This is a genomic window from Nocardia mikamii NBRC 108933 (assembly GCF_001613505.1).
In the GTDB taxonomy this organism is placed as follows: Bacteria; Actinomycetota; Actinomycetes; order Mycobacteriales; family Mycobacteriaceae; genus Nocardia; species Nocardia mikamii.
On the sequence record NZ_BDCM01000003.1, the window covers coordinates 356976 to 376213 of the forward strand.

General features: G+C 68.4%; 19 protein-coding genes. 11 read left to right on the top strand and 8 right to left on the bottom strand.

Annotated features, from left to right (window positions below; translation table 11 throughout):
* The 3 genes from NMI01S_RS03155 to NMI01S_RS03165 form a co-directional block, all read right to left on the bottom strand.
* On the bottom strand, positions 1–1311 hold the full coding sequence (locus NMI01S_RS03155; RefSeq protein WP_157126018.1) for a hypothetical protein: 1311 nt from the start codon (positions 1309–1311) through the stop codon (positions 1–3).
* Positions 1312–1639: 328 nt separating this feature from the next.
* Positions 1640–2557, bottom strand: coding sequence for an SDR family oxidoreductase (locus NMI01S_RS03160; RefSeq protein ID WP_062994474.1), 918 nt, complete (start codon positions 2555–2557; stop codon positions 1640–1642).
* A gap of 69 nt (positions 2558–2626) precedes the next feature.
* Positions 2627–3421: an SDR family oxidoreductase gene (locus tag NMI01S_RS03165; protein ID WP_439956219.1), complete on the bottom strand. Its 795-nt coding sequence runs from the start codon at positions 3419–3421 to the stop codon at positions 2627–2629.
* Positions 3422–3471: 50 nt separating this feature from the next.
* Here NMI01S_RS03165 and NMI01S_RS03170 point away from each other — a divergent pair, with 50 nt between their 5' ends.
* The 4 genes from NMI01S_RS03170 (at position 3472) to NMI01S_RS03185 (ending at position 7107) form a co-directional block, all read left to right on the top strand.
* A complete protein-coding gene (locus NMI01S_RS03170) occupies positions 3472–4236 on the top strand; it encodes an enoyl-CoA hydratase family protein (RefSeq protein ID WP_030518666.1) in 765 nt (254 codons plus the stop codon).
* 73 nt (positions 4237–4309) lie between these two features.
* Positions 4310–5191, top strand: a complete 882-nt coding sequence (locus NMI01S_RS03175; protein WP_062994475.1) for a CoA transferase subunit A — start codon at positions 4310–4312, stop codon at positions 5189–5191.
* Positions 5188–5946, top strand: a complete 759-nt coding sequence (locus NMI01S_RS03180) for a CoA-transferase subunit beta (protein ID WP_062994476.1) — start codon at positions 5188–5190, stop codon at positions 5944–5946. The genes NMI01S_RS03175 and NMI01S_RS03180 overlap by 4 nt, the downstream gene beginning before the upstream one ends.
* A 51-nt stretch (positions 5947–5997) precedes the next feature.
* Complete coding sequence (locus tag NMI01S_RS03185; RefSeq protein WP_062994477.1) at positions 5998–7107, top strand: NAD(P)H-dependent flavin oxidoreductase; 1110 nt, start codon at positions 5998–6000, stop codon at positions 7105–7107.
* 72 nt (positions 7108–7179) lie between these two features.
* Here the strand turns inward: NMI01S_RS03185 and NMI01S_RS03190 are convergent, their stop codons facing one another.
* Both NMI01S_RS03190 and NMI01S_RS03195 read right to left on the bottom strand, forming a co-directional pair.
* Positions 7180–7818 (bottom strand): carboxymuconolactone decarboxylase family protein, encoded by a 639-nt coding sequence (locus NMI01S_RS03190; protein ID WP_062994478.1) that lies wholly within the window; start codon positions 7816–7818, stop codon positions 7180–7182.
* A gap of 43 nt (positions 7819–7861) precedes the next feature.
* Positions 7862–8428 (bottom strand): VOC family protein, encoded by a 567-nt coding sequence (locus NMI01S_RS03195; protein WP_062994479.1) that lies wholly within the window; start codon positions 8426–8428, stop codon positions 7862–7864.
* 123 nt (positions 8429–8551) lie between these two features.
* On the opposite strand from NMI01S_RS03195, the gene NMI01S_RS03200 reads away from it, so the two are divergent.
* From NMI01S_RS03200 to NMI01S_RS03225, 6 genes are read left to right on the top strand one after another with little or no spacing between them, the layout of a single operon-like run.
* Positions 8552–9187 (top strand): TetR/AcrR family transcriptional regulator, encoded by a 636-nt coding sequence (locus tag NMI01S_RS03200; RefSeq protein ID WP_062994480.1) that lies wholly within the window; start codon positions 8552–8554, stop codon positions 9185–9187.
* Positions 9188–9221: 34 nt separating this feature from the next.
* On the top strand, positions 9222–10514 hold the full coding sequence (locus tag NMI01S_RS03205; RefSeq protein ID WP_084512222.1) for a CaiB/BaiF CoA transferase family protein: 1293 nt from the start codon (positions 9222–9224) through the stop codon (positions 10512–10514).
* On the top strand, positions 10511–11422 hold the full coding sequence (locus tag NMI01S_RS03210) for a hydroxymethylglutaryl-CoA lyase (protein ID WP_062994481.1): 912 nt from the start codon (positions 10511–10513) through the stop codon (positions 11420–11422). Before NMI01S_RS03205 ends, NMI01S_RS03210 begins: the two co-directional genes overlap by 4 nt.
* A gap of 31 nt (positions 11423–11453) precedes the next feature.
* A complete protein-coding gene (locus NMI01S_RS03215; RefSeq protein ID WP_062994482.1) occupies positions 11454–11843 on the top strand; it encodes a nuclear transport factor 2 family protein in 390 nt (129 codons plus the stop codon).
* Entirely contained in the window at positions 11843–13027 is a 1185-nt protein-coding gene (locus NMI01S_RS03220; RefSeq protein ID WP_174554430.1) for an acyl-CoA dehydrogenase family protein, read from the top strand. The genes NMI01S_RS03215 and NMI01S_RS03220 overlap by 1 nt, the downstream gene beginning before the upstream one ends.
* Positions 13018–14403, top strand: coding sequence for a phosphotransferase family protein (locus tag NMI01S_RS03225; RefSeq protein ID WP_369689898.1), 1386 nt, complete (start codon positions 13018–13020; stop codon positions 14401–14403). The genes NMI01S_RS03220 and NMI01S_RS03225 overlap by 10 nt, the downstream gene beginning before the upstream one ends.
* A 27-nt stretch (positions 14404–14430) precedes the next feature.
* On the opposite strand, the gene NMI01S_RS03230 is transcribed toward NMI01S_RS03225, so the two are convergent.
* From NMI01S_RS03230 to NMI01S_RS03240, 3 genes are all read right to left on the bottom strand, one after another.
* The gene (locus NMI01S_RS03230; RefSeq protein WP_062994484.1) at positions 14431–14745 is read right to left on the bottom strand and encodes a hypothetical protein; all 315 of its coding nucleotides are present in this window, start codon (positions 14743–14745) and stop codon (positions 14431–14433) included.
* Positions 14746–14858: 113 nt separating this feature from the next.
* Complete coding sequence (locus NMI01S_RS03235; RefSeq protein ID WP_062994485.1) at positions 14859–16379, bottom strand: long-chain-fatty-acid--CoA ligase; 1521 nt, start codon at positions 16377–16379, stop codon at positions 14859–14861.
* A 48-nt stretch (positions 16380–16427) separates the two neighbouring features.
* Positions 16428–17333 carry a cyclase family protein gene (locus NMI01S_RS03240; RefSeq protein ID WP_062994486.1) on the bottom strand — a complete coding sequence of 302 codons (906 nt, stop codon included), beginning with the start codon at positions 17331–17333 and terminating at the stop codon, positions 16428–16430.
* A gap of 545 nt (positions 17334–17878) precedes the next feature.
* Between NMI01S_RS03240 and NMI01S_RS03245 the strand changes: the two genes are divergently transcribed.
* On the top strand, positions 17879–19195 hold the full coding sequence (locus tag NMI01S_RS03245) for a lipase family protein (protein WP_245716681.1): 1317 nt from the start codon (positions 17879–17881) through the stop codon (positions 19193–19195).
* Positions 19196–19238 lie beyond the last annotated feature (43 nt).

The window sequence follows — 19238 nt, forward strand, 5'->3', positions numbered from 1 at the left end:
TCAGGCCCTCGGTCCGAAGAATTCCGCGCGTGCGGCGTCGATGCGCGCCTGCGCGGCGGAGGCACTCTGGAAACTCACCGCGCCGGAACCGGCCGCGGCCAGCGCCATGGCGATCACGCCGCCGAGCACGGCCAGCGTCTTCACTTCGGGCAGTCCGCTATTGGCCGCGGTAGGACGCACGGCGGGATTCGACTGGGCCAGTGCGGGCGCCGGAGCCGCCGGAGCAGGAGCCGGTGGTGCGGGTGGCGCCGCAGGCGGGACCGCGGCAGGCGCCGGGAGTGCGGCGACGACAGGTGCGCCCGGCACCGCGGGGACGGCGGGGACCGGCGGCACCGGCGGGATGGCGAGCGGAGGCGCTGCCGGTACCGGCGGAGGCGGAGCCGGCTGCAGCAGAAGCAGAAGCAGCAGCGGCGACATCGCGGCGGCCGACCCCACGGCAGCCGATCCCGTGATCGCGGAGCCGGTGCCGAGCAGCGCCGCCAGCGCGGAACCGGTTGCGGCGGAACCTGTCCCGGCGAGGCCGGCGAGCGCGGATCCGGTGGCGGCGGAGCCGGTGCCGAGCAGCCCGGCCAGCAGCGCACCGGTGCCGGCGGCGGCCGACCCGGTGGTCGCGAGCGTGGAACCGGTAGCCGCCGAACCCGTTGCGGCAGCGGCGGATCCGGTACCGGCGGCCGCGGAGCCGGTTCCGGCCAGGGCGGATCCCGTGGCCGCGCCCACCGAACCCGTTGCGGCGGAACCGGTTCCGCCCAAAGCCGAGCCGGTCAGCGCGGAACCGGACGCGGCCGAACCCGCGGCCGCCGATCCAACGGCGGCCGAGCCGGTGCCCAGGATGCTCGCCAGGCCCGCAAAGCCTTCACCGGCAACCGGAGTCGGTGTGATGGGCGGCGGTGGTGCGGAAACCTGCGCCGGCGCCGGCGTCGACGACGTGGCCGAGCGTCCGGGGATGGTCAGGTGGCCGTTGTACTGGCCGTCGTCGGAAGGAGTGGGCCCCGCCGAACCGGACGGCCCCTGCTGTGCCACCACGCCGGCCCCGGCCACAGGCTGCGAAACCGAGATGACCCCGCCCGGCGCATCATCGGGCGATGACGCCGCGACATCCGGCCGGGCTGCGGCATCTCGGGTGGGCTTCGCGGCCTCGGGTTGCGCGGCGCTCGGACTGCCGGAGGGCGAGCTGTGCGGGGCTGTCGGCGAGGGGTGCGGGGCGGTAGCAGGAGTGGCTGGTTGTGCGTTGGCCACCAGGGGACCGAGGACCCCGCAACTGCCGATCAATCCGGCTACCGCAACAACGCGCGCGATGCGACCCATGGTCATGCGCTTGCCTTCCCTCAACTTCTCAGCGCAGATTTCTCCCCGGTCGCTACAACCTCTCCGGGACCGTACGAATGCGGCCCATCTTAACTGCCGGCAGTTTGCTCGCGCAGCGAGATCATGTGAGCCCGATCACTCCTGGGGGCGCGGGGGTTGAAACCGGTCCCGGTGGTGACCGCTCCCACTCGCGATCGGAAGGCCGAAAACGCGACGTCATCCCCACTGACACAAGGGGATTGGAAACGGCGACGCCGGCGGATCGCGGCCGCGGGAAGGGGGCGGCTGAGTGCGATCTCACCGGCGCGGATCGTTGCTGTGAGAGTTGCGGTGCTCAGGCTCCGTAGACCGGCTCGGGATCGGTTGCCTTGGCGATCAACTCGCGTACCACCGGTCCCAATTCGGACGGCTGCCAGCGCGCACCGCGGTCCTCGGCGACACCGTGGCGCCAGCCGTCGGCCAATGCCACCTTCCCGCCTTCGACCTCGAACATGCGGCCGGTGACACCCGCGGAATCCGGGCTGCCCAGCCAGACCACCAGGGGCGAGACGTTTTCCGGCGCCATCGCGTCGAAGCCGTCGTCGGGGCGGGCCATCATATCGGCGAAGACGGTTTCGGTCATGCGGGTGCGCGCGGAGGGGGCGATGGCGTTGACGGTGACCCCGTAGCGCCCGAATTCCGCTGCGGCGGTGATGGTCAGCGCCGCGATACCGGCCTTCGCCGCGGCGTAGTTGCCCTGGCCGACGCTGCCCTGCAGACCGGCACCGGAGCTGGTGTTGATGATGCGGGCGTCGCGGGCGCGGCCGGCCTTGGATTCCGCACGCCAGTACTCGATGGCATGCCGCATGGTCGCGAAATGGCCCTTGAGGTGGACGCGGATCACGGCATCCCACTCCTCCTCGGCCAGGTTGACCAGCATCCGGTCGCGCACGATACCGGCGTTGTTCACCACCACGTCCAGTCCGCCGAAGGTCTCCACGGCCTGGCCGATCAGCCGCTTCGCACCGGCCCAGTCCGCGATGTCGTCACCGTTGACGACGGCCCGGCCCCCGGCCTGCACGATCTCCTCGACCACCTGGGCGGCGGGCGAATCGACGCTGGGCGCGCCGTCCAGTTCCGCACCCAGATCGTTGACCACCACGTTGGCGCCCGCCGCGGCGAAGGCCAGGGCGTGGGCCCGGCCGATACCGCGGCCGGCGCCGGTGACGATCACGGTGCGTCCTGCACAGATCAGCTCGGAGTTGTCGGTCATATCTGCTGCTCTCATTTCCTCGGTGCGGTAAGGGTTTTCGCTGTGATCGGTGATCGCGCGCGCCAACGGCTAACGTGCGGCGGGCTGCGCGTCGTTGACGGTCGCCGCGTCCAGGAACGCGGGACGTTCCCCGCCGCCGTGCACGATGAGCGAGCCGCCGTTGACGTAGCCGGCCAGCGGCGAGGACAGGAAGACCGCGACCCGGCCGATGTCCTCGGGGGTCGCCAGCCGACCCAGCGGCACGGTCGCCTCGACGGCGGCGATCCCGGCGTCGTCGCCGTAGTGCAGATGACTGGATTCGGTGCCGACCATGCCGACGATCACCGAATTGACCCGCACCTTCGGTGCCCACTCGATCGCCAGCGAGGACACCAGACTGTCCAGGCCGGCCTTGGCCGCACCGTAGGCGGCGGTGCCGGGCGAGGGCCGGTGGCCGCTCACACTCGAGACCATCACGATCGAACCGCCCTCGCGCTGCTGCTGCATGACGGAGTTGGCCGCCTGCGAAACCAGCAGCGGGGCCAGCAGATTCAGCTCCACGATCTTGGCGTGGAAGTTGCGTGAGGCGGTGGCGGCGGGGGCGAACGGCGCGCCGCCGGCATTGTTCACCACATGGTCGAGCCGGCCGTGCCGCTGCACGATCGTCTCGATCAGCGCGGTCACCGCCTCGCCGTCGCGGACATCGCACGGCAGAAATTCGGCGGTGCGCCCGGAACTCTCGATCTCCGCCTCGCCGGGGCGGCGGGCACACACCACGACCGTCGCGCCGGCGTCCAGGTACACCCGGCTGATGCCGGCGCCTACGCCCCTGACCCCGCCCGTCACGAGAACTACCGATCCGGACAGGTCCACTTCGATTGCCACCGTGCTAACCTACCAAGCACTTGCTTGTTTTGCCAACGAATGGACATGCGATGGGGATCAACCGTCACACCGAGACCTCGGGTATCGAGGTCGTCACGATCGACTATCCGCCGGTCAACGCACTGCCCACCGCGGGCTGGTTCGGCGTGGCCGATGCGATTCGCGAGGCCGGGCGCGACCCGGAGACCAAGGTGGTCGTGCTGCGCGCCGAGGGCCGCGGCTTCAACGCCGGGGTCGACATCAAGGAGATCCAGCGCAACCCGGGCCATCAGACGCTCATCGACGCCAACCACGGCTGCTACGACGCCTTCGGCGCGGTCTACGAGTGCCCGGTGCCGGTGATCGCGGCGGTGAACGGCTTCTGCCTCGGCGGCGGCATCGGCCTGGTGGGCAATGCCGATGTCATCGTCGCCTCCGACGACGCCACCTTCGGACTGCCCGAGGTCGAGCGCGGCGCCCTGGGTGCGGCCACCCACCTGGCCCGGCTGGTCCCCCAGCACATGATGCGCACGCTGTTCTACACCGCCTCCACCGTGACCGCACAGCAGCTGCACCACTTCGGCTCGGTGCACAAGGTGGTCCCGCGAGCCGAACTCGATTCCGCCGCACTGGAAGTCGCGAAGAACATCGCCGCCAAGGACGGGCGGGTCATCCGGGCCGCGAAACGCGCGCTCAACGGTATCGACCTGCAGGACGTGCACCGCAGCTACCGCTTCGAACAGGGCTTCACCTTCGAGCTGAATCTCGCCGGTGTGGCCGATGAGATCCGGGCGCGGTTCGACGAGGATCTGGCCGCCAAAAAGGAGGCACGATGAGCCACAGTGCGCAGCCCGCGCATCGGGCCGACCGGGTGCGGATGTCCGGCAAGACACAGGAGGGGAAGTGAGCATGCGCGACAAGCGGATGTTGTTGGAGGATGCGGTTTCCCAGCTGCGCAGCGGGATGACCATCGGCCTCGGCGGCTGGGGTTCGCGGCGTAAGCCGATGGCGTTCGTGCGGGCGCTGCTGCGCTCGGATGTCACCGATCTGACCGTCGTGACCTACGGCGGGCCGGATCTGGGACTGCTGTGTTCGGCCGGCAAGGTGCGCAAGGCCTACTACGGATTCGTCTCCCTCGATTCGGCGCCGTTCTACGATCCCTGGTTCGCCAAGGCACGCACCGGCGGTGAGCTGATCTCCCGCGAAATGGACGAGGGCATGGTCAAATCCGGCCTGCAGGCGGCCGCGGCCCGCCTGCCGTTCCTGCCCACCCGCGCTGGGCTGGGGTCGGACGTGCCGAGTTTCTGGGACGGTGAACTGCGCACGGTGCAGTCCCCGTATCCGGCTGCCGACGGCCGCGTCGAAACCCTGGTCGCGATGCCGGCGCTCAACCTGGACGCCGCGTTCGTTCACCTCGACATCGGCGACAAGCACGGCAACGCCGCCTACACCGGTGTCGACCCGTACATGGACGATCTGTACTGCCTGGCCGCCGAGCGGCGGTTCCTGTCGGTGGATCGGCTGGTCGAGACCGAGGAACTGGTGAAAGCCGTTCCGAACCAGGCGATCATCCTCAATCGCATGATGGTCGACGGCGTCGTGGAGGCGCCCGACGGCGCGCACTTCACCTTCTCCGGCAGCTACGGCCGCGACGAGAAGTTCCAGCGCCATTACGTCGAGGCGGCCAAGGATCCCGAGACCTGGGCGGCCTTCAAGGCCCGCTATCTGGATGTCACCGAGGACGAATACCGTTCCGCGGTGGCCGAATTCGCTGCCGAGGAGCGCCGATGAGCGAGACCACCACTGTCACCCGCGCCGAGGTGTGCGCGGTCGCCTGCGCCGAGATCTTCCGGGGCGCGGGTGAGATCATGGCCAGCCCGATGTCGCCGACCCCCACCATCGGGGCGCGGCTGGCGCGACTGACCTTCGAACCGGATCTGCTGATCTCCGACGGAGAGGCGCTGTTGCTGGCCGACACCCCCGCGCTGGGCGCCAAGGCTCCCACCGAGGGCTGGATTCCGTTCGGCAAGGTGTTCGATGTGGTGGCTTCCGGGCGGCGCCATGTCGTCATGGGCGCCAACCAGATCGACCGCTACGGCAACCAGAATCTGTCCGCCTTCGGCGCGCTGCAGCGGCCGAACCGGCAGATGTTCGGTGTGCGCGGCGCCCCGGGCAACACCATCAACCACGCGACCAGCTACTTCGTTCCCAAGCACAGCAAGCGCGTGTTCTGCGAGACCGTCGACATCGTGTGCGGAATCGGTTACGACAAGATCGATCCCGAGAATCCGGCGTACCGGTTCCACCACCTGCATCGGGTGATCAGCAACCTGGGCGTGTTCGACTTCGGTGGGCCCGGCCACACCCTGCGGGCGCTGTCGCTGCATCCGGGGGTGAGCGCCGACGAGGTCGTCGAGAACACCGCGTTCGAGGTGGCCGGACTGGACGGCGCCGAGGTGACCCGCACGCCCACCGACGAGGAGCTGCGGATCATCCGAACGGTGCTGGATCCCAAGGGAATCCGCGAAAAGGAAGTGGCGGCATGATCGGACGAGGCCCGGAGGCGGCAGCTTGCGTAACCACGGAGGGCCCCGATCATGCCCGATGAACACAGCGTGAGCCGGCTGCGGACTCCGCTGACCGAACTGGTCGGCATCGAGCATCCGATCGTGCAGACCGGAATGGGCTGGGTGGCCGGGCCACGCCTGGTGGCGGCGACCTCCCAGGCCGGCGGCCTCGGCATTCTGGCCTCGGCCACGATGACCTACGCCGAACTCGAGGCGGCCATCGCGAAGACCAAGGCGCACACCGACAAACCGTTCGGTGTGAACATCCGCGCCGATGCCTCCGACGCCGCCGAACGCATCGAACTGCTGATCCGCGAGAAGGTCCGGGTCGCCTCGTTCGCGCTGGCCCCGAAGAAGGAGCTCATCGCGCGGCTCAAGGACGCCGGCGTGGTGGTGGTGCCCTCGATCGGCGCCGCCAAGCATGCGGTGAAGGTGGCCTCGTGGGGCGCCGACGCGGTGATCGTGCAGGGCGGCGAGGGCGGCGGGCACACCGGTCCGGTGGCCACCACGCTGCTGTTGCCCTCGGTACTCGACGCGGTCGACATTCCGGTGATCGCCGCCGGCGGCTTCTTCGACGGCCGCGGACTGGCGGCCGCGCTCGCCTACGGCGCCGCGGGCGTGGCGATGGGCACCCGCTTCCTGCTCACCCAGGACAGCAGCGTGCCCGACGAGGTGAAACAGGAGTATCTGCGCCGCGGACTGCAGGACACCGTCGTCTCACTGAAGGTGGACGGCATGCCGCATCGGGTGCTCAACACCGATCTGGTGGACCGGCTGGAACATTCGGGCAGCTGGCGCGGACTGTCCGCCGCGGTCGCCAATGCCGCGAAGTTCAAATCGATGACCGGCATGAAATGGTCCACCATGGTCCGCGACGGTCTGGCGATGCGAAAGGCCAAGGACCTCACCTGGTCTCAGGTGATCATGGCGGCCAATACTCCGATGCTGCTCAAGGCCGGTCTGGTCGAGGGCAATACGCAGGCCGGTGTGCTGGCCGCGGGACAGGTCACCGGAATCATCGACGATCTGCCCACCGTGCAAGAACTCATCGACCGCATCATCGACGATGCGGTCGCGCGGATCGACACGATCGCCGCGCTCCGAGACGGCGCCGCGGCGACCCCCGGCGCGTCCGCGTAACCGAAAGAGGTTCGGTCGCAACGACACAGGCCGCCTCGCCGACATCCGGCGGGGCGGCCTGTGCGGTTCCGGCTACTCCCCCGACAGATCGGCCGACAGGTCGCGGACCTGCACACCCTCCGGAATCTGCACCTCCGCGACGGGTTCCGGGCGATCGTCGAATTCCAGCCGCAGGGCGCGGCACATGGTGGCGTGCATGTCGTACAGCGCCGTGATGTAGGTCAGTTCCAGGATTTCCGGATCGCTGAGGTTGGCTCGCAGGACCGCGAACACTTCGTCGGGCACCCGGCCGCCGTCGTGGACCAGGCAGTCGGTGTAGGCCAGGATCGCGCGTTCGAGTTCGGAGAAACAGTCGCTGATCTGCCAGGACGGGATGGCCGCGATCTTCTCCTCGGGCGCGCCCAGGGAACGCATCTGCTTACAGTGCTGGGAGAACACGAACTGACTACCGCGCGCGTATCCGGCGCGGCACTGCCCCAGTTCGCGCAGCAGTGGATCCAGGCGTGAGTTGCGGTAGACGGCGAATCCCCGGACCGCGTGCCGGAACACCTCGGGTGACTGCGCGAAGACGGTCCACCAGTCGCCGGGCGTGGCGTGGACGGTGCCGTGGTCGACGGCCGGGTCGCGGTCGGGCCCGAACAGGCGGTCGTAGTAGAACAGGATTCGCTCGTCGGTGACTTCGGCGCGCGGGACTTCACGCAGGCGGGGCATGCTTCGAACCTCTCGGTAGTGCGGTTTCGCGGCTGGTGGGTGATCAGAGTTCGGCGGCGGCGTGGCGGTCGGCGGCGGTCTTCGGCTCGTGCGATACGTCTGCCTCGGTGAAAGTCCGGGTCCAGCAAGCGAATTCGAGCAGCACCCCGTCCGGGTCCTGGAAGTAGAACGACCGCACGAAGGTTCCGGGGTGCACATCCCGGGAAACTCCCGCGGGGCTGTCGTCGTGGTTGAGGACCCGGCTGACCTTGATGCCCTCGGCCCGCACCCGCTGGTAGTAGTCGTCGAATCGTTCCGGCGGCACGGCGAAGGCCACGTGGTTCATCGAGCCCACGCCACTCACCAACTCCCCTTCGTCCGGCAGTCCCTTGGGCGCGGCCAGTCCGGGGGTGGCATCGGGCGCGTCGGCGAGCCAGAAGAAGGCGATGGTGTTGCCGCCGCCGCAGTCGAAGAAGAAGTGCTGACCGAGGTTGTGCGGCAATTCGATGGTTTTGACCAACGGCATGCCCAGCGTGCCGGAGTAGAACTCGATCGTCCGGCGCATATCGGAGCACACCAGGGCCAGATGGTTGATTCCGCGTAGTTCGTATTTCGGGTTGGCGGCGCTCATTGCAGTCCTTCCGCTGTGGTGCCGATTCGACCTCCGTGACGGGTCCGCACCATTACGGTGAGCTGGGATTCTCCCAGTTGAACTGACTTGACAGTCATGTCATGTTCGTGGATAGTTTGAGCCGTGCCGAAGTCATCTGTCAATAGCGCGCCCACCCCCGTCGACAATCTGACGCCGCGGGGGCGCAAGACACGCGACGCATTGCTGGACGCGGCGCGCAAGGTGTTCGAGACCGTCGGATTCCTCGATACGCGAGTGGAACAGATCAGCGAGGAGGCAGGCGTCTCCTACGGCACCTTCTACCGCTACTTCGAATCCAAGGACCATGTGTTCGGCGAGCTGAGCACGCGGTTGTTCGAAGATATGCACCGCCGCGAACCCGCGCCCGCGGAGCTCTCGCCGGCCGCCCGGCTCATCGCGGCCAACCGGTCCTATTACGCGGCCTACCGGCGCAACGCCCGGATGATGGCGATCGTCGAGCAGGTCGCGACCTTCAACGAGGAGTTCCGGCAGCTGCGCCACGAACATCGGCGCCGGCTCATCGATCGCACCGCGCAGGCGATCGCCCGCTGGCAGCGCGAGGGGCTGGTCCGCGCGTCGCTGGATCCGGAACTGGCGGCCCGGGCCATGTCCGCGATGGTCGACCACACGCTGTACCTGTGGCTGATCCAGGGCGAGGACGCCGATGAGCACGCGTTGCTGGAAACCCTCGACCAGATGTCGGTCAGCGCACTCGGGCTCGACCCGGACGAGAAATAACGCATCCGTCCGGGGACATATCTCAGGAGGCAGTATGAGAACGGACCCACCGACCACCGCGCATCCCGAAGCGCACGACCGCGCGGCCGAGGCCGCGCACGGGGCGGCCGGACCGCTCGACGGCTTCCGTGTGCTCGAGCTGGGTACGTTGATCGCGGGGCCGTACTGCGGACGCCTGCTCGGTGATATGGGCGCCGACGTCATCAAGATCGAAGCGCCGGATCGTCCCGACCCCCTTCGTGATTGGGGTCAGGCGGCCGGCGGCCACCAGTATTTCTGGACCGTGCACGCCCGCAACAAGCGGTGTGTGAGTCTCGATCTGCGCGTTCCGGCGGGACGCGACATCTTCCTGGAACTGGCCCGCACGGCCGATGTCGTCGTGGAGAGTTTCCGGCCCGGCACGCTGGAGCGCTGGGGTATCGGCTACGACCTGCTCAGCGAGCTGAATCCGGGGCTGGTGCTGGCCCGCGTCTCCGGCTACGGGCAGACCGGGCCGTACGCGTCACGGGCGGGTTACGCGTCGGTGGCCGAGGGCATCAGCGGACTGCGCCACCTCAACGGATTCCCGGGACAGGCGCCGCCGCGCATGGCGTTGTCGCTGGGCGACAGCCTGGCCGGGCTGTTCGCCTTCCAGGGTGTGCTCGCGGCGCTGCTGGTGCGGGAGCGGACCGGGCGCGGGCAGGTGGTCGACGCGGCACTGACCGAGGCGTCGCTGGCGATCCAGGAGTCCACGGTTCCGGACTTCCACAAGACCGGACATGTGCGCCAGCCCTCGGGCACCCGGCTGGACCGGGTGGCGCCGTCGAATCTGTACCGGGCCAAGGACGGGCTGTGGGTCATCATCGCGGCCAATCAGGACACCGTCTTCGGGCGGCTGGCGACCGCGATGGGCCGGCCCGAACTCGCTTCCGACCCAAGGTATTCCACCCATTCCGCGCGGGGTGAACGGCAGGACGAACTCGACGAGATGATCGCGGCATGGGCCGGAGATTTCACCGCCGCCGATCTGATCGATCTGCTGAATCGGCACGGCGTGGTCGCGGGCCCGGTGAACACCGTCGCCGAGGTGATGGCGGATCCGCAGTTCACCGCGCGCGGCATCTTCGTCGACCACGTCGATCCGTCCGTCGGACGCGACGACGCCGGATACGATCCCGTCCCGGTCAAGGGTGTCGGCGTGGTGCCGCGGCTCAGCGCCACCTCCGGCGGTGTGCGCTGGGGTGGTCCGAGCCGGCCGGGCACGCATACCGACGAGGTACTGGGAGAGCTGCTCGGGTACGACTCCGACCGGCTGGCCGGATTGCGCGGCGAAGGCACGATCGGATGACCGCCGTCGACATCCGCGAGGTGGGACCGCGCGACGGTCTGCAGATCGAGGAGCCGATTCCCACCGAAGCCAAACTCGCCTTCATCGACGCGCTCGTCGCCACCGGCGTGCGCCGGATCGAGGTCACGTCGTTCGTCTCGCCCCGCGCGATACCCGCCCTCGCCGATGCCGAAGCCGTTGCCGCACAACTGGACCGGTGGCCGTGCGTGGAGTTCTCCGCCCTGGTCGCAGGGCTCGGCGGGGTGCGGCGCGCCCTCGCCGCCGGTGTGCACCGGCTGGAGTACGTCGTGTCGGCGTCCGATGGGCACAGCCGGGCGAACGTGGGACGCGACAGCGCTGAATCGATCGCTCTCATCGACCCCATCGCCGAACAGGTTCACGCGGTCGGCGGGCAACTCGAGGTGATCATCGCCATCGCCTTCGACTGCCCGTTCGACGGCCGCACGCCGCCGGATCGGGTGGCCGAGATCGCCGCGCGGGCAGTGGCTTCCGGCGCCGATTCGCTCGCCGTCGCCGACACCGTCGGCACCGCCTCGCCCGTCCGCACCGCGGATGTGATCGACCGAGTGCGTGCGGCGGCGCCCGATACCGAACTCGGCATACATCTGCACAACACGCGCGGGCAGGGACTCGCCAATGCCTGGGCCGCCTACGAACACGGCATCCGCCGATTCGATTCCGCCGCAGGCGGTCTCGGCGGATGCCCGTTCGCCCCCGGTGCGAGCGGCAATATCGCGACCGAGGAATTGGCCTATCTGTTCGACGACGGCGGCATCGAGACCGGCATCGACATCGACCGGGCGCTGGACGCCGCCCGGCTGATCTCGCGCCTGCTCGGCAAATCCGCCGGCAGCAATCTGCTCACCGCGGGCGGTCGCCTGCGGCCCAGCAACGCGGCATCACACTGAGCCGCACGAGAACGACCCGGAGGTCCTTCGCATGGATGAACTGGCCGACCGCTTCTTCGCCGCGGTCAGCGCGGGCGATACCGCGGCGCTGACCGCGCTGTACGCGCCCGACGCCCGGATCTGGCACAACGACAAGAACACCGAGGAGACCGTCACCGAGAACCTCCGGGTGCTGCGCTGGCTCTCGCGGACGGTGGAAAACCTACGGTACGAGGATATTCGGCGCCACGTGCTGACCGACGGCTTCGCTCAGCAGCATGTCGTGCGGGGCCATCTGCCCGGCCACGGCGATCTGGAGGTCCCCGCGAGCCTGTTCGTGCGGGTCCGGGACGGGCGCATCACCAGGATCGACGAATATGTCGACTCGGCGGCTACGCAGCCGCTGCGCGAGGTGTCGGCGACGAAGGGAGGTTACCGGTGATGTCGGTCAACCGCCCCGAGGGCGAGATCTCCGAATCGGCCGCGCGCATGCGCACATTCATCGATACCGAGGTCGTTCCCGCGGAGCCGGCGCTGGCCCGCGAGGACGACACCGCACACGCCACCCTCGCCCGCTTGAAGGAGCGGGCGAAGGAACTGGACCTGTGGGCGCTGGGCCATCCGGCCGAACTCGGTGGTGGCGGTGTGCCGTTCCTCGACTTCGTCTATCTGAACGAGATCATCGGCCGTTCCGAATTCGGCATGCTGGCCGTCGGTTCGGTCTCCATGCAGGACACGCTCATGCTGTACCGGCACGGCACCGAGGAACAGCGAGCCCGCTGGATTCCGCCCATGGTCGCCGGCGACATCCTGCCGTCGGTCGGTCTCACCGAACCCGAGGTCGCCGGATCCGATCCCACTTTGATCGCCACCGCCGCCGAACTGGATGGCGACACGTGGATCATCAACGGGCACAAGTGGTTCACGACGGGCGCCGCCCAGGCGGCGTACTGCACCGTCTTCGCGCGGACCGAACCCGAATCGGTGCCGCGCCACTCCCGGATCAGCGCGATCATCGTCCCGACCGACACCCCGGGCTTCGAGATCGTCCGCTCCATCCCGACCATGGGGCACGATCCGAGCGATCACTACGAGGTGCGGCTCACCGATGTGCGGGTGCCGGCGGCGAACCTGCTGGGCGAACGCGGTCAGGGTTTCGTGGTGGCACAGGACCGGCTCGGTCCCGGCCGGATCTTCCACTGCATGCGGTGGCTCGGCCAGGCCCAGCGTGCCTACGAGCTGATGTGCGAGCGCGCGAATACCCGCTACGTGCACGGATCGTTGCTCGCCGAGAAGGGCGAAATCCACCGGTACATCGCCGAATCCGCGGCCGAGATCCATGCGGCCCGGCTGATGACGCTCGACGCCGCCCGCGCCATGGATGCCGGTGAGGACTACCGGGTGCGGGTCGGGTTGATCAAGTTCTGGGGTGCGCGGATGCTGCACAATGTGATCGATCGCGCCATCCAGGTACACGGGGCCCTCGGGCTGACCGCCGATACCCCGCTGGAGCGGATGTACCGTCAGGCCCGCTACGCCCGGGTATACGACGGCCCCGACGAGGTCCATCGCATGTCGACCGCGCGCCGGTTGCTGCGCTCCCCCGAGGCGGCGCCGTGGCTGTGAGCGCGGAATCGGCTGCCGCCGAACCGGTTACGCTCAGCGACGGGGTTCGTGCGGTACTGGCGGACGCGCTCGGCACCTCGATCACCGAGGTCACGATGCGGCAGTTCACCGGGGGCGCGAGCCGGCAGGTGTACGCGGTCGAGGCCCGCGACGACACCGGCGCCGCGGTACGGGCCGTGCTACGGCGGGACCCGCCCGGCCACGGCGATTCGGCGCGAATGCACGCCGAGGCGGTCTGCCTGCGGGCGGCCGGTGCTGCCGGAGTGCCGGTGCCCGCCGTCCTCGCGGACGGGGCGACCGCACCCGGGATCGAGGCCCCGTATCTGCTGATGGAGCGTGTCGACGGCGAGTCGATTCCCCGGAAACTGCACCGGGATCCGGCATTCGCCGCGGTGCGCGACCGGCTGGCCGGCGATCTCGGCTACGTCCTGGGGCTGATCCACCGCACCCCGCTGGACACCCTGGACATCCTCGACGATCACGACCCGCTCGCCGCCCTCGAACAGATCTATCGCGACCTGGACGATCCGCGGCCGGCGGTCGAGGCCGGACTGTGCTGGCTGCGCGAACACCGGCCCGCCGAACGCCCGAAAGCGCTGGTGCACGGCGACTTCCGGCTGGGAAACTTTCTGATCGAGCCGGACGGCGTGCGCGCGGTGCTGGATTGGGAACTGGCCCATCTCGGCAATCCGATCGAGGATCTGGGCTGGTTGTGTGTGCGGGCATGGCGGTTCGGCGCCGAGGCGCCGGTGGGCGGGCTGGGCAGTCGGCAGCAACTCCTGGACGGTTACGAACGGTCCGCGGGCTACCGGCCCACCGCGGCGGAACTGCACTGGTGGGAAGTCTTCGGTACGTTGAAATGGCTGGTGCTCAGTCGTTTTCAGGCGCATCGACATCTCGGTGGGGACGAGCGCTCGCTCGAACTCGCCGCGATCGGGCGCCGGGTGTGCGAATCGGAATACGATCTGCTCACCGTCCTGGACCTGCTCGACAAGACCGTCTCGGCTCCATCTCCCTCGGAAACGCTTGCGACCGTGCACGATCGGCCGCATCCGACGGAGATCCTCGAACTGGTCGCCGATACGCTGGCCGCAGAGATCGGACCCGTACTCCCGCCCGAACAGTCGCGCTCGCGCTACCTGCTGCGCGTGTGCGCCAACCTGCTCGGCATCGCCGCACGGGAGCTGGCCGCCGGGCCCGCCGCCACCGCCGAAGTGCACAGCCGGCTGGCGGCGCTGGGCTGTGAGTCCGAAGCGGAGCTGGCCGCGCGGCTGCGCTCCGGCGCGGCGTCGTACACCGACGATGCGGTGCGCGCGGCGATCTCGGCCGCGGTTCTCGCGCGACTGCGGATCGCGAATCCACGCCACCTCAGGTAATCGCACAACGGCGACATCGGCCGGGAGTTACCGCTGTTCGGTAGCTCCCGGCCGGTTCTCGTCTTCGCCCCGGCGCCGGATGTCGTCGGCCTCCCGTCGTATCACCGAAACAGTCTGCCGCTGTTCGGCTTCGAGTACCTCCGCGAGTGCCGATCGCTCGGCCTGATGGCGCGCCAGCAGTTCGGCGCTGTAGGCGGTCCACGCTTGTTCATCACGATCGGCCCGCGGCGAGTTCTCGCCGAATCCGAATTCGTTGGCGGGGTGTTCTCGGCAGAACCGGTCGAACAGCCGGCCCATCTCGATACTGTGCCGGCGGTTCAGCTGTATCCGTCGCGGATCCATCGAACCATCCTGACGAGTACGGCCAGGGGGAATCCAGCGTGGTCGGGAAACGCGACAGCGGCCCGGTGGCGACGGTCTCACCGTCACCACCGGACCGCCGGGTCCGGCACGGTTCACGAGAACTGTTCGCGGAGATCGCGTTTGAGGATTTTGCCGGTGACGTTCTTGGGGAGCGCGTCGATGAATTCCACTCGCCGCGGCACCTGGAATCCGCCCAGGTGTTCGCGGCAACCGGCGATGATGTCCTCGGCCGTGGCGGTCGCGTTGTCGCGCAGCACGACCACCGCGCACACCACCTCACCCCAGGTGTCGTCGCGGACGCCGATCGCGGCGGCCTCGGCGACCTGCGGATTCCGGTACAGCGCCTGTTCGACCGTCAGCGACGCGACATTCTCACCGCCGCTGATGATCAGATCCTTCTTCCGGTCGACGATGTAGACGAAGCCCTCCTCGTCCTGGCGGACCATATCGCCGGTGCGGAACCAGCCGTCGGTGAACGACTCCGCGGTGGCCCGGGGATCGTTCCAGTAGCCGACGGTCACCTGATCCGCGCGCACCACCATCTCGCCGATCTGCCCCCGCGCGACATCGGCGAAATCCTCGTCGACGATGCGAACATCGGCCAGCCGCATGGGTTTTCCCGCCGAGGCGAGCAGATGGGTCTCCCCGCGCGCCGCACGCCGGTGGGCCTCCTCGTCCAGATGCAGGATGTTGCCGGCGAGTTCGGTCATCCCCATGCCCTGGTAGAAATCGCAGCCGAACCGCTCCAGTCCCGCCCGCAGCACCGCGGACGGAATGGCGGAGGAGCCGTAGCCGATCGCCCGCAGCGTCTTCAGCGAATGCCGCTCCAACGCCGGATCCTGCAGCAGGAAGTTGATCATCGTCGGCGCCAGGCCGGTCTGGGTCACCTGCCATTCGTCGACCAGCCGCAGGAACGTCGCGTTGTCGTAGGCGCGCAGGATGCCCACGGTGGCGCCGATCAGATGATTGACCAGCACCACGTAGCCGCCGACGTGGCACAGCGGGAAGCAGAACAGGAATACCGTCTCCTCCGCGACGGTCCACTGCAGGGCCGAAGAGGTGACGCCCGCAAGCAGATTGCGATGCGAGACCATGACGCCCTTCGGCGCGCCGGTCGTCCCGCTGGTGTAGACCAGCCACGCCACATCGTCGGGATCGGGACGGTAAGCAGGCGCCGCGGCCGAGGCCGTGCCGACGAACTCGTCCCATCCGAGCATGCCCGGTGCGGCGCCGATCGACACCACCGTGGTCACCGACGAAATCCGGTCGCGGATGCGGTCCACCAGGTCGGCGAATTCCGCGGCCACGATCAGCACCCGAGCACCGGAATGCTCGATCAGGCCGACGATCTGGTCCTCGTGCAACCGGAAGTTGAGGATCGTCAACGCCATTCCCGCCATCGGGACGCCGTAGTAGCACTCCAGATACTGCGGGCAGTTCGCCGACAGTATCGCCACCCGGTCGCCCGGCTCGGCCACGCCGAGCAGCGCATTCGCCAGGCGGCGGCAGCCGTCGCGCAATTGCCGGTAATCGATCACGTCCTGCTCGAAGCGCACCGCGATCCGGTCGGGGTGCTTGCGCGCCCCGTATTCGACGATGTCACCGATCAGCATCTGTACGAACTCCTTGCCGATTCGAAATCCATGGCAGGTGCGCCCTTCTCACCGGATCGCGAGCGGGTTGATCGGTGAGCCGACGCCGCGCGTGAACTGCAGGGGCGGCCCGGCGTAGAAGAAGTCCCAGCGCCCGTCACCCGCGCAGGCCTGCGCCAGATCCTCGAAGTCGAGCATTTCCGCGAGGGTCAGGCCCATATCGCGGATGAGCACCATATGCAGTTCGAACGCGGTTCCGGGATGTTCGCCGGGCATGACCTCGACCGCCCAGTTGTCGGAGCCGACGACGGCGACGTCCTTGTCGCGCAGCCAGGTCGCGCACGCCAGGCTCAGACCCGGCTCACCGGCCATGAAGCCCTGCGGGTCACCGTCGGTGAGGAATTTCTTGCGCCAGCCCGTGCGGATCAACAGGATGTCACCGGCGCCGACGTCCACGCCCTGCGCGGCCGCGACGGCGTCGAGTTCGTCGGGACCGATCGCGGTTCCCGCCTCGAGCCAGTCCACGCCGCGATGGCGAGCCACGTCCAGCAGGACGCCGCGCCCGGCGATACCACCGGACTGGGTGTGGATGCCGCATTTGGCGGCGCCCTTGACCGTCACTCCGGAGCCGGGGTGGCCGTTGTACAGCTCGTCGTCGTAGTGCACGTGCGCCAGTGAGTCGTACTGGGAACCGGCCTGCAATGGCATGAAGACGAAATCGTCGGCCCATTTGAAACCGCCGGGAAGCACCTGTTCCTGGCCGTTCTCCGACATCAACCGGATCGGATTGATGCGCGCGCCGCCGGGCTGCGGGCCGTCACCGTCGAGCGGAATGCCGAGTTTGAAGGTCTCACCGGTGCGAATCAGCGCCGCGGCGGCCACGACCCGCTCCGGCGTGATCAGATTCGTGGTTCCGCGCTCGTCGTCGGTCCCCCACCGACCCCAATTGCTGACCTTCCGGCCCAGAGCGCGCATATCGGGAACTTCAGGCACCGTTGCCTCCTGAACTGTTTGTGACGTGACAGTCATGTCAACTTCGTGCCGCAAGTGTGTCCGACAGCACTTTCGGTGTCAATAGGCGAATGTCAGGTTCGGGCCGATCGCAGCCCGGGGCAGCCGCCGGACCAGGCGGGACGGCGCTGCCGCGAACCGTGCGGGCGGATCGGATGCCGCGGGATGCGATAGCTCGCGGCTATGCGGGAAACATGCTTACGCGTGGACGTTCGACCATTCGAGACGGATCAGTTTCACTTCAGGCGCATGACCAGACAATCGGATGGGCGGCGATAGAATTTGCTAGTGGCGTCCGAGAAACTCTGCACTGCAACGTATTTCACGGTTAAGTCGCGGCGCACCGGTCTAGCCGCAGGATTCGCGACGTGAACACCCCTATTTGGCAGCGGTCGATTTCCGAAACCGCACAGTTGATTTCTGCCGTATTGACGTGCGAGGGTGATTGGGTTCACACTACCAACGAGTAACCGGACGAAGGTGTCCGGTTTGGGTAGAAGGGGACTCTGGTGAAACGAGGACGCGCAGTCCTTCGGATCGCGACCGCCGTCGCGGCCATCTCATTGCTCGTCGGCTCCGCGACCGGCCTCGCACCGAGTGCGGATGCGGCATCCGATTCGTTCTACGAGTACACGGGCACGGCGCCGCTGTCCGCGATCGCACCGGGAACCGTGTTGCAGACACGCACGATGCCGTACCACTTCGCCGGCATCCCGACGCCGGTCACGGCGGTGCAGTTGCAGTACCGCACGACCGACGCCCAGCAGCGGCCGGCCGTGAACGTCACCTCCGTACTCCTGCCGCCGACCGGCGTCGATCCCATGAAAGCCGTTGCCTACCAGTCGTTCTACGATTCGCTGAACCCCGAGGACGGGCCCTCGCGGTCGATCGCGGGGACCGTGTCGTTCGGCGGCGCGGTGAACAATGTGGAAGGGGAGCTGATCGCGCCACTGCTGGCGCAGGGCTACACGATCATCGTCGCCGACACCGAGGGCCAGGCGGCCGATTTCGCCGCGGGTCCCGAGTACGGGATGAACACCCTGGACTCCATCCGTGCGGCCACCCACTCGGCGCAGACCGGGCTGAGCGAGCAGACCCGCGTCGCGCTGTTCGGATATTCCGGCGGGGCGATCGCCACGAACTGGGCCGCGGCACTGGCGCCGGTCTACGCCCCGGATGTCGACCGGCAGCTGGTCGGGGCGGCGGAGGGTGGCGTTCTGGTCAACCCCGCGCGCAACCTGCGCTACATCGACGGCAGCTTCGGCTGGGCCGGGGTGGCGGCGATGGCGGTGATCGGCATCGGCCGCTCCTACGACATCGACTTCTCCCCCTATATGAGCCCGTTCGGCGCCGAGATCCTGAACAGGATGCAGTATGCGTCCATCGCCAATGTGCTGTTCCAGTACCCGGGTCTGACCTGGGCGCAGATGGTGAAGCCCGAGTACGCCGATCCCAACAGCGTGGCGCCGTTCATCGAGGCGGTGCGCAAGGTCGACCTCGGACTGGCACCCACGCCGACGATTCCGATGCTCATCGGACAGGGCGCGAACGGCGTGCTGGAAGGGACCGACAACGGGAAGCCGGTGTCCGGGCCCGGTGACGGCGTGATGGTCGCCGGCGATGTCCGCAGCCTGGCCCGGCAGTATTGCGATACCGGGAACTCCTCGATCCTGTATCGGCAGTACGACCTGCTCAGCCACACCCCGTCGACCATCGCGTGGCTGCCGGAGGCACTGCTGTGGCTCGACGACCGCTTCGCGGGCCGGCCGGCCCCGACCAACTGCGGCGCGATCGCTCCGGGCAATTCGCTGGACCCGGTGATCTGAGTCCGGACGGACCTATGCGAGGAGGCCCCGCCGGGTGCGGGGC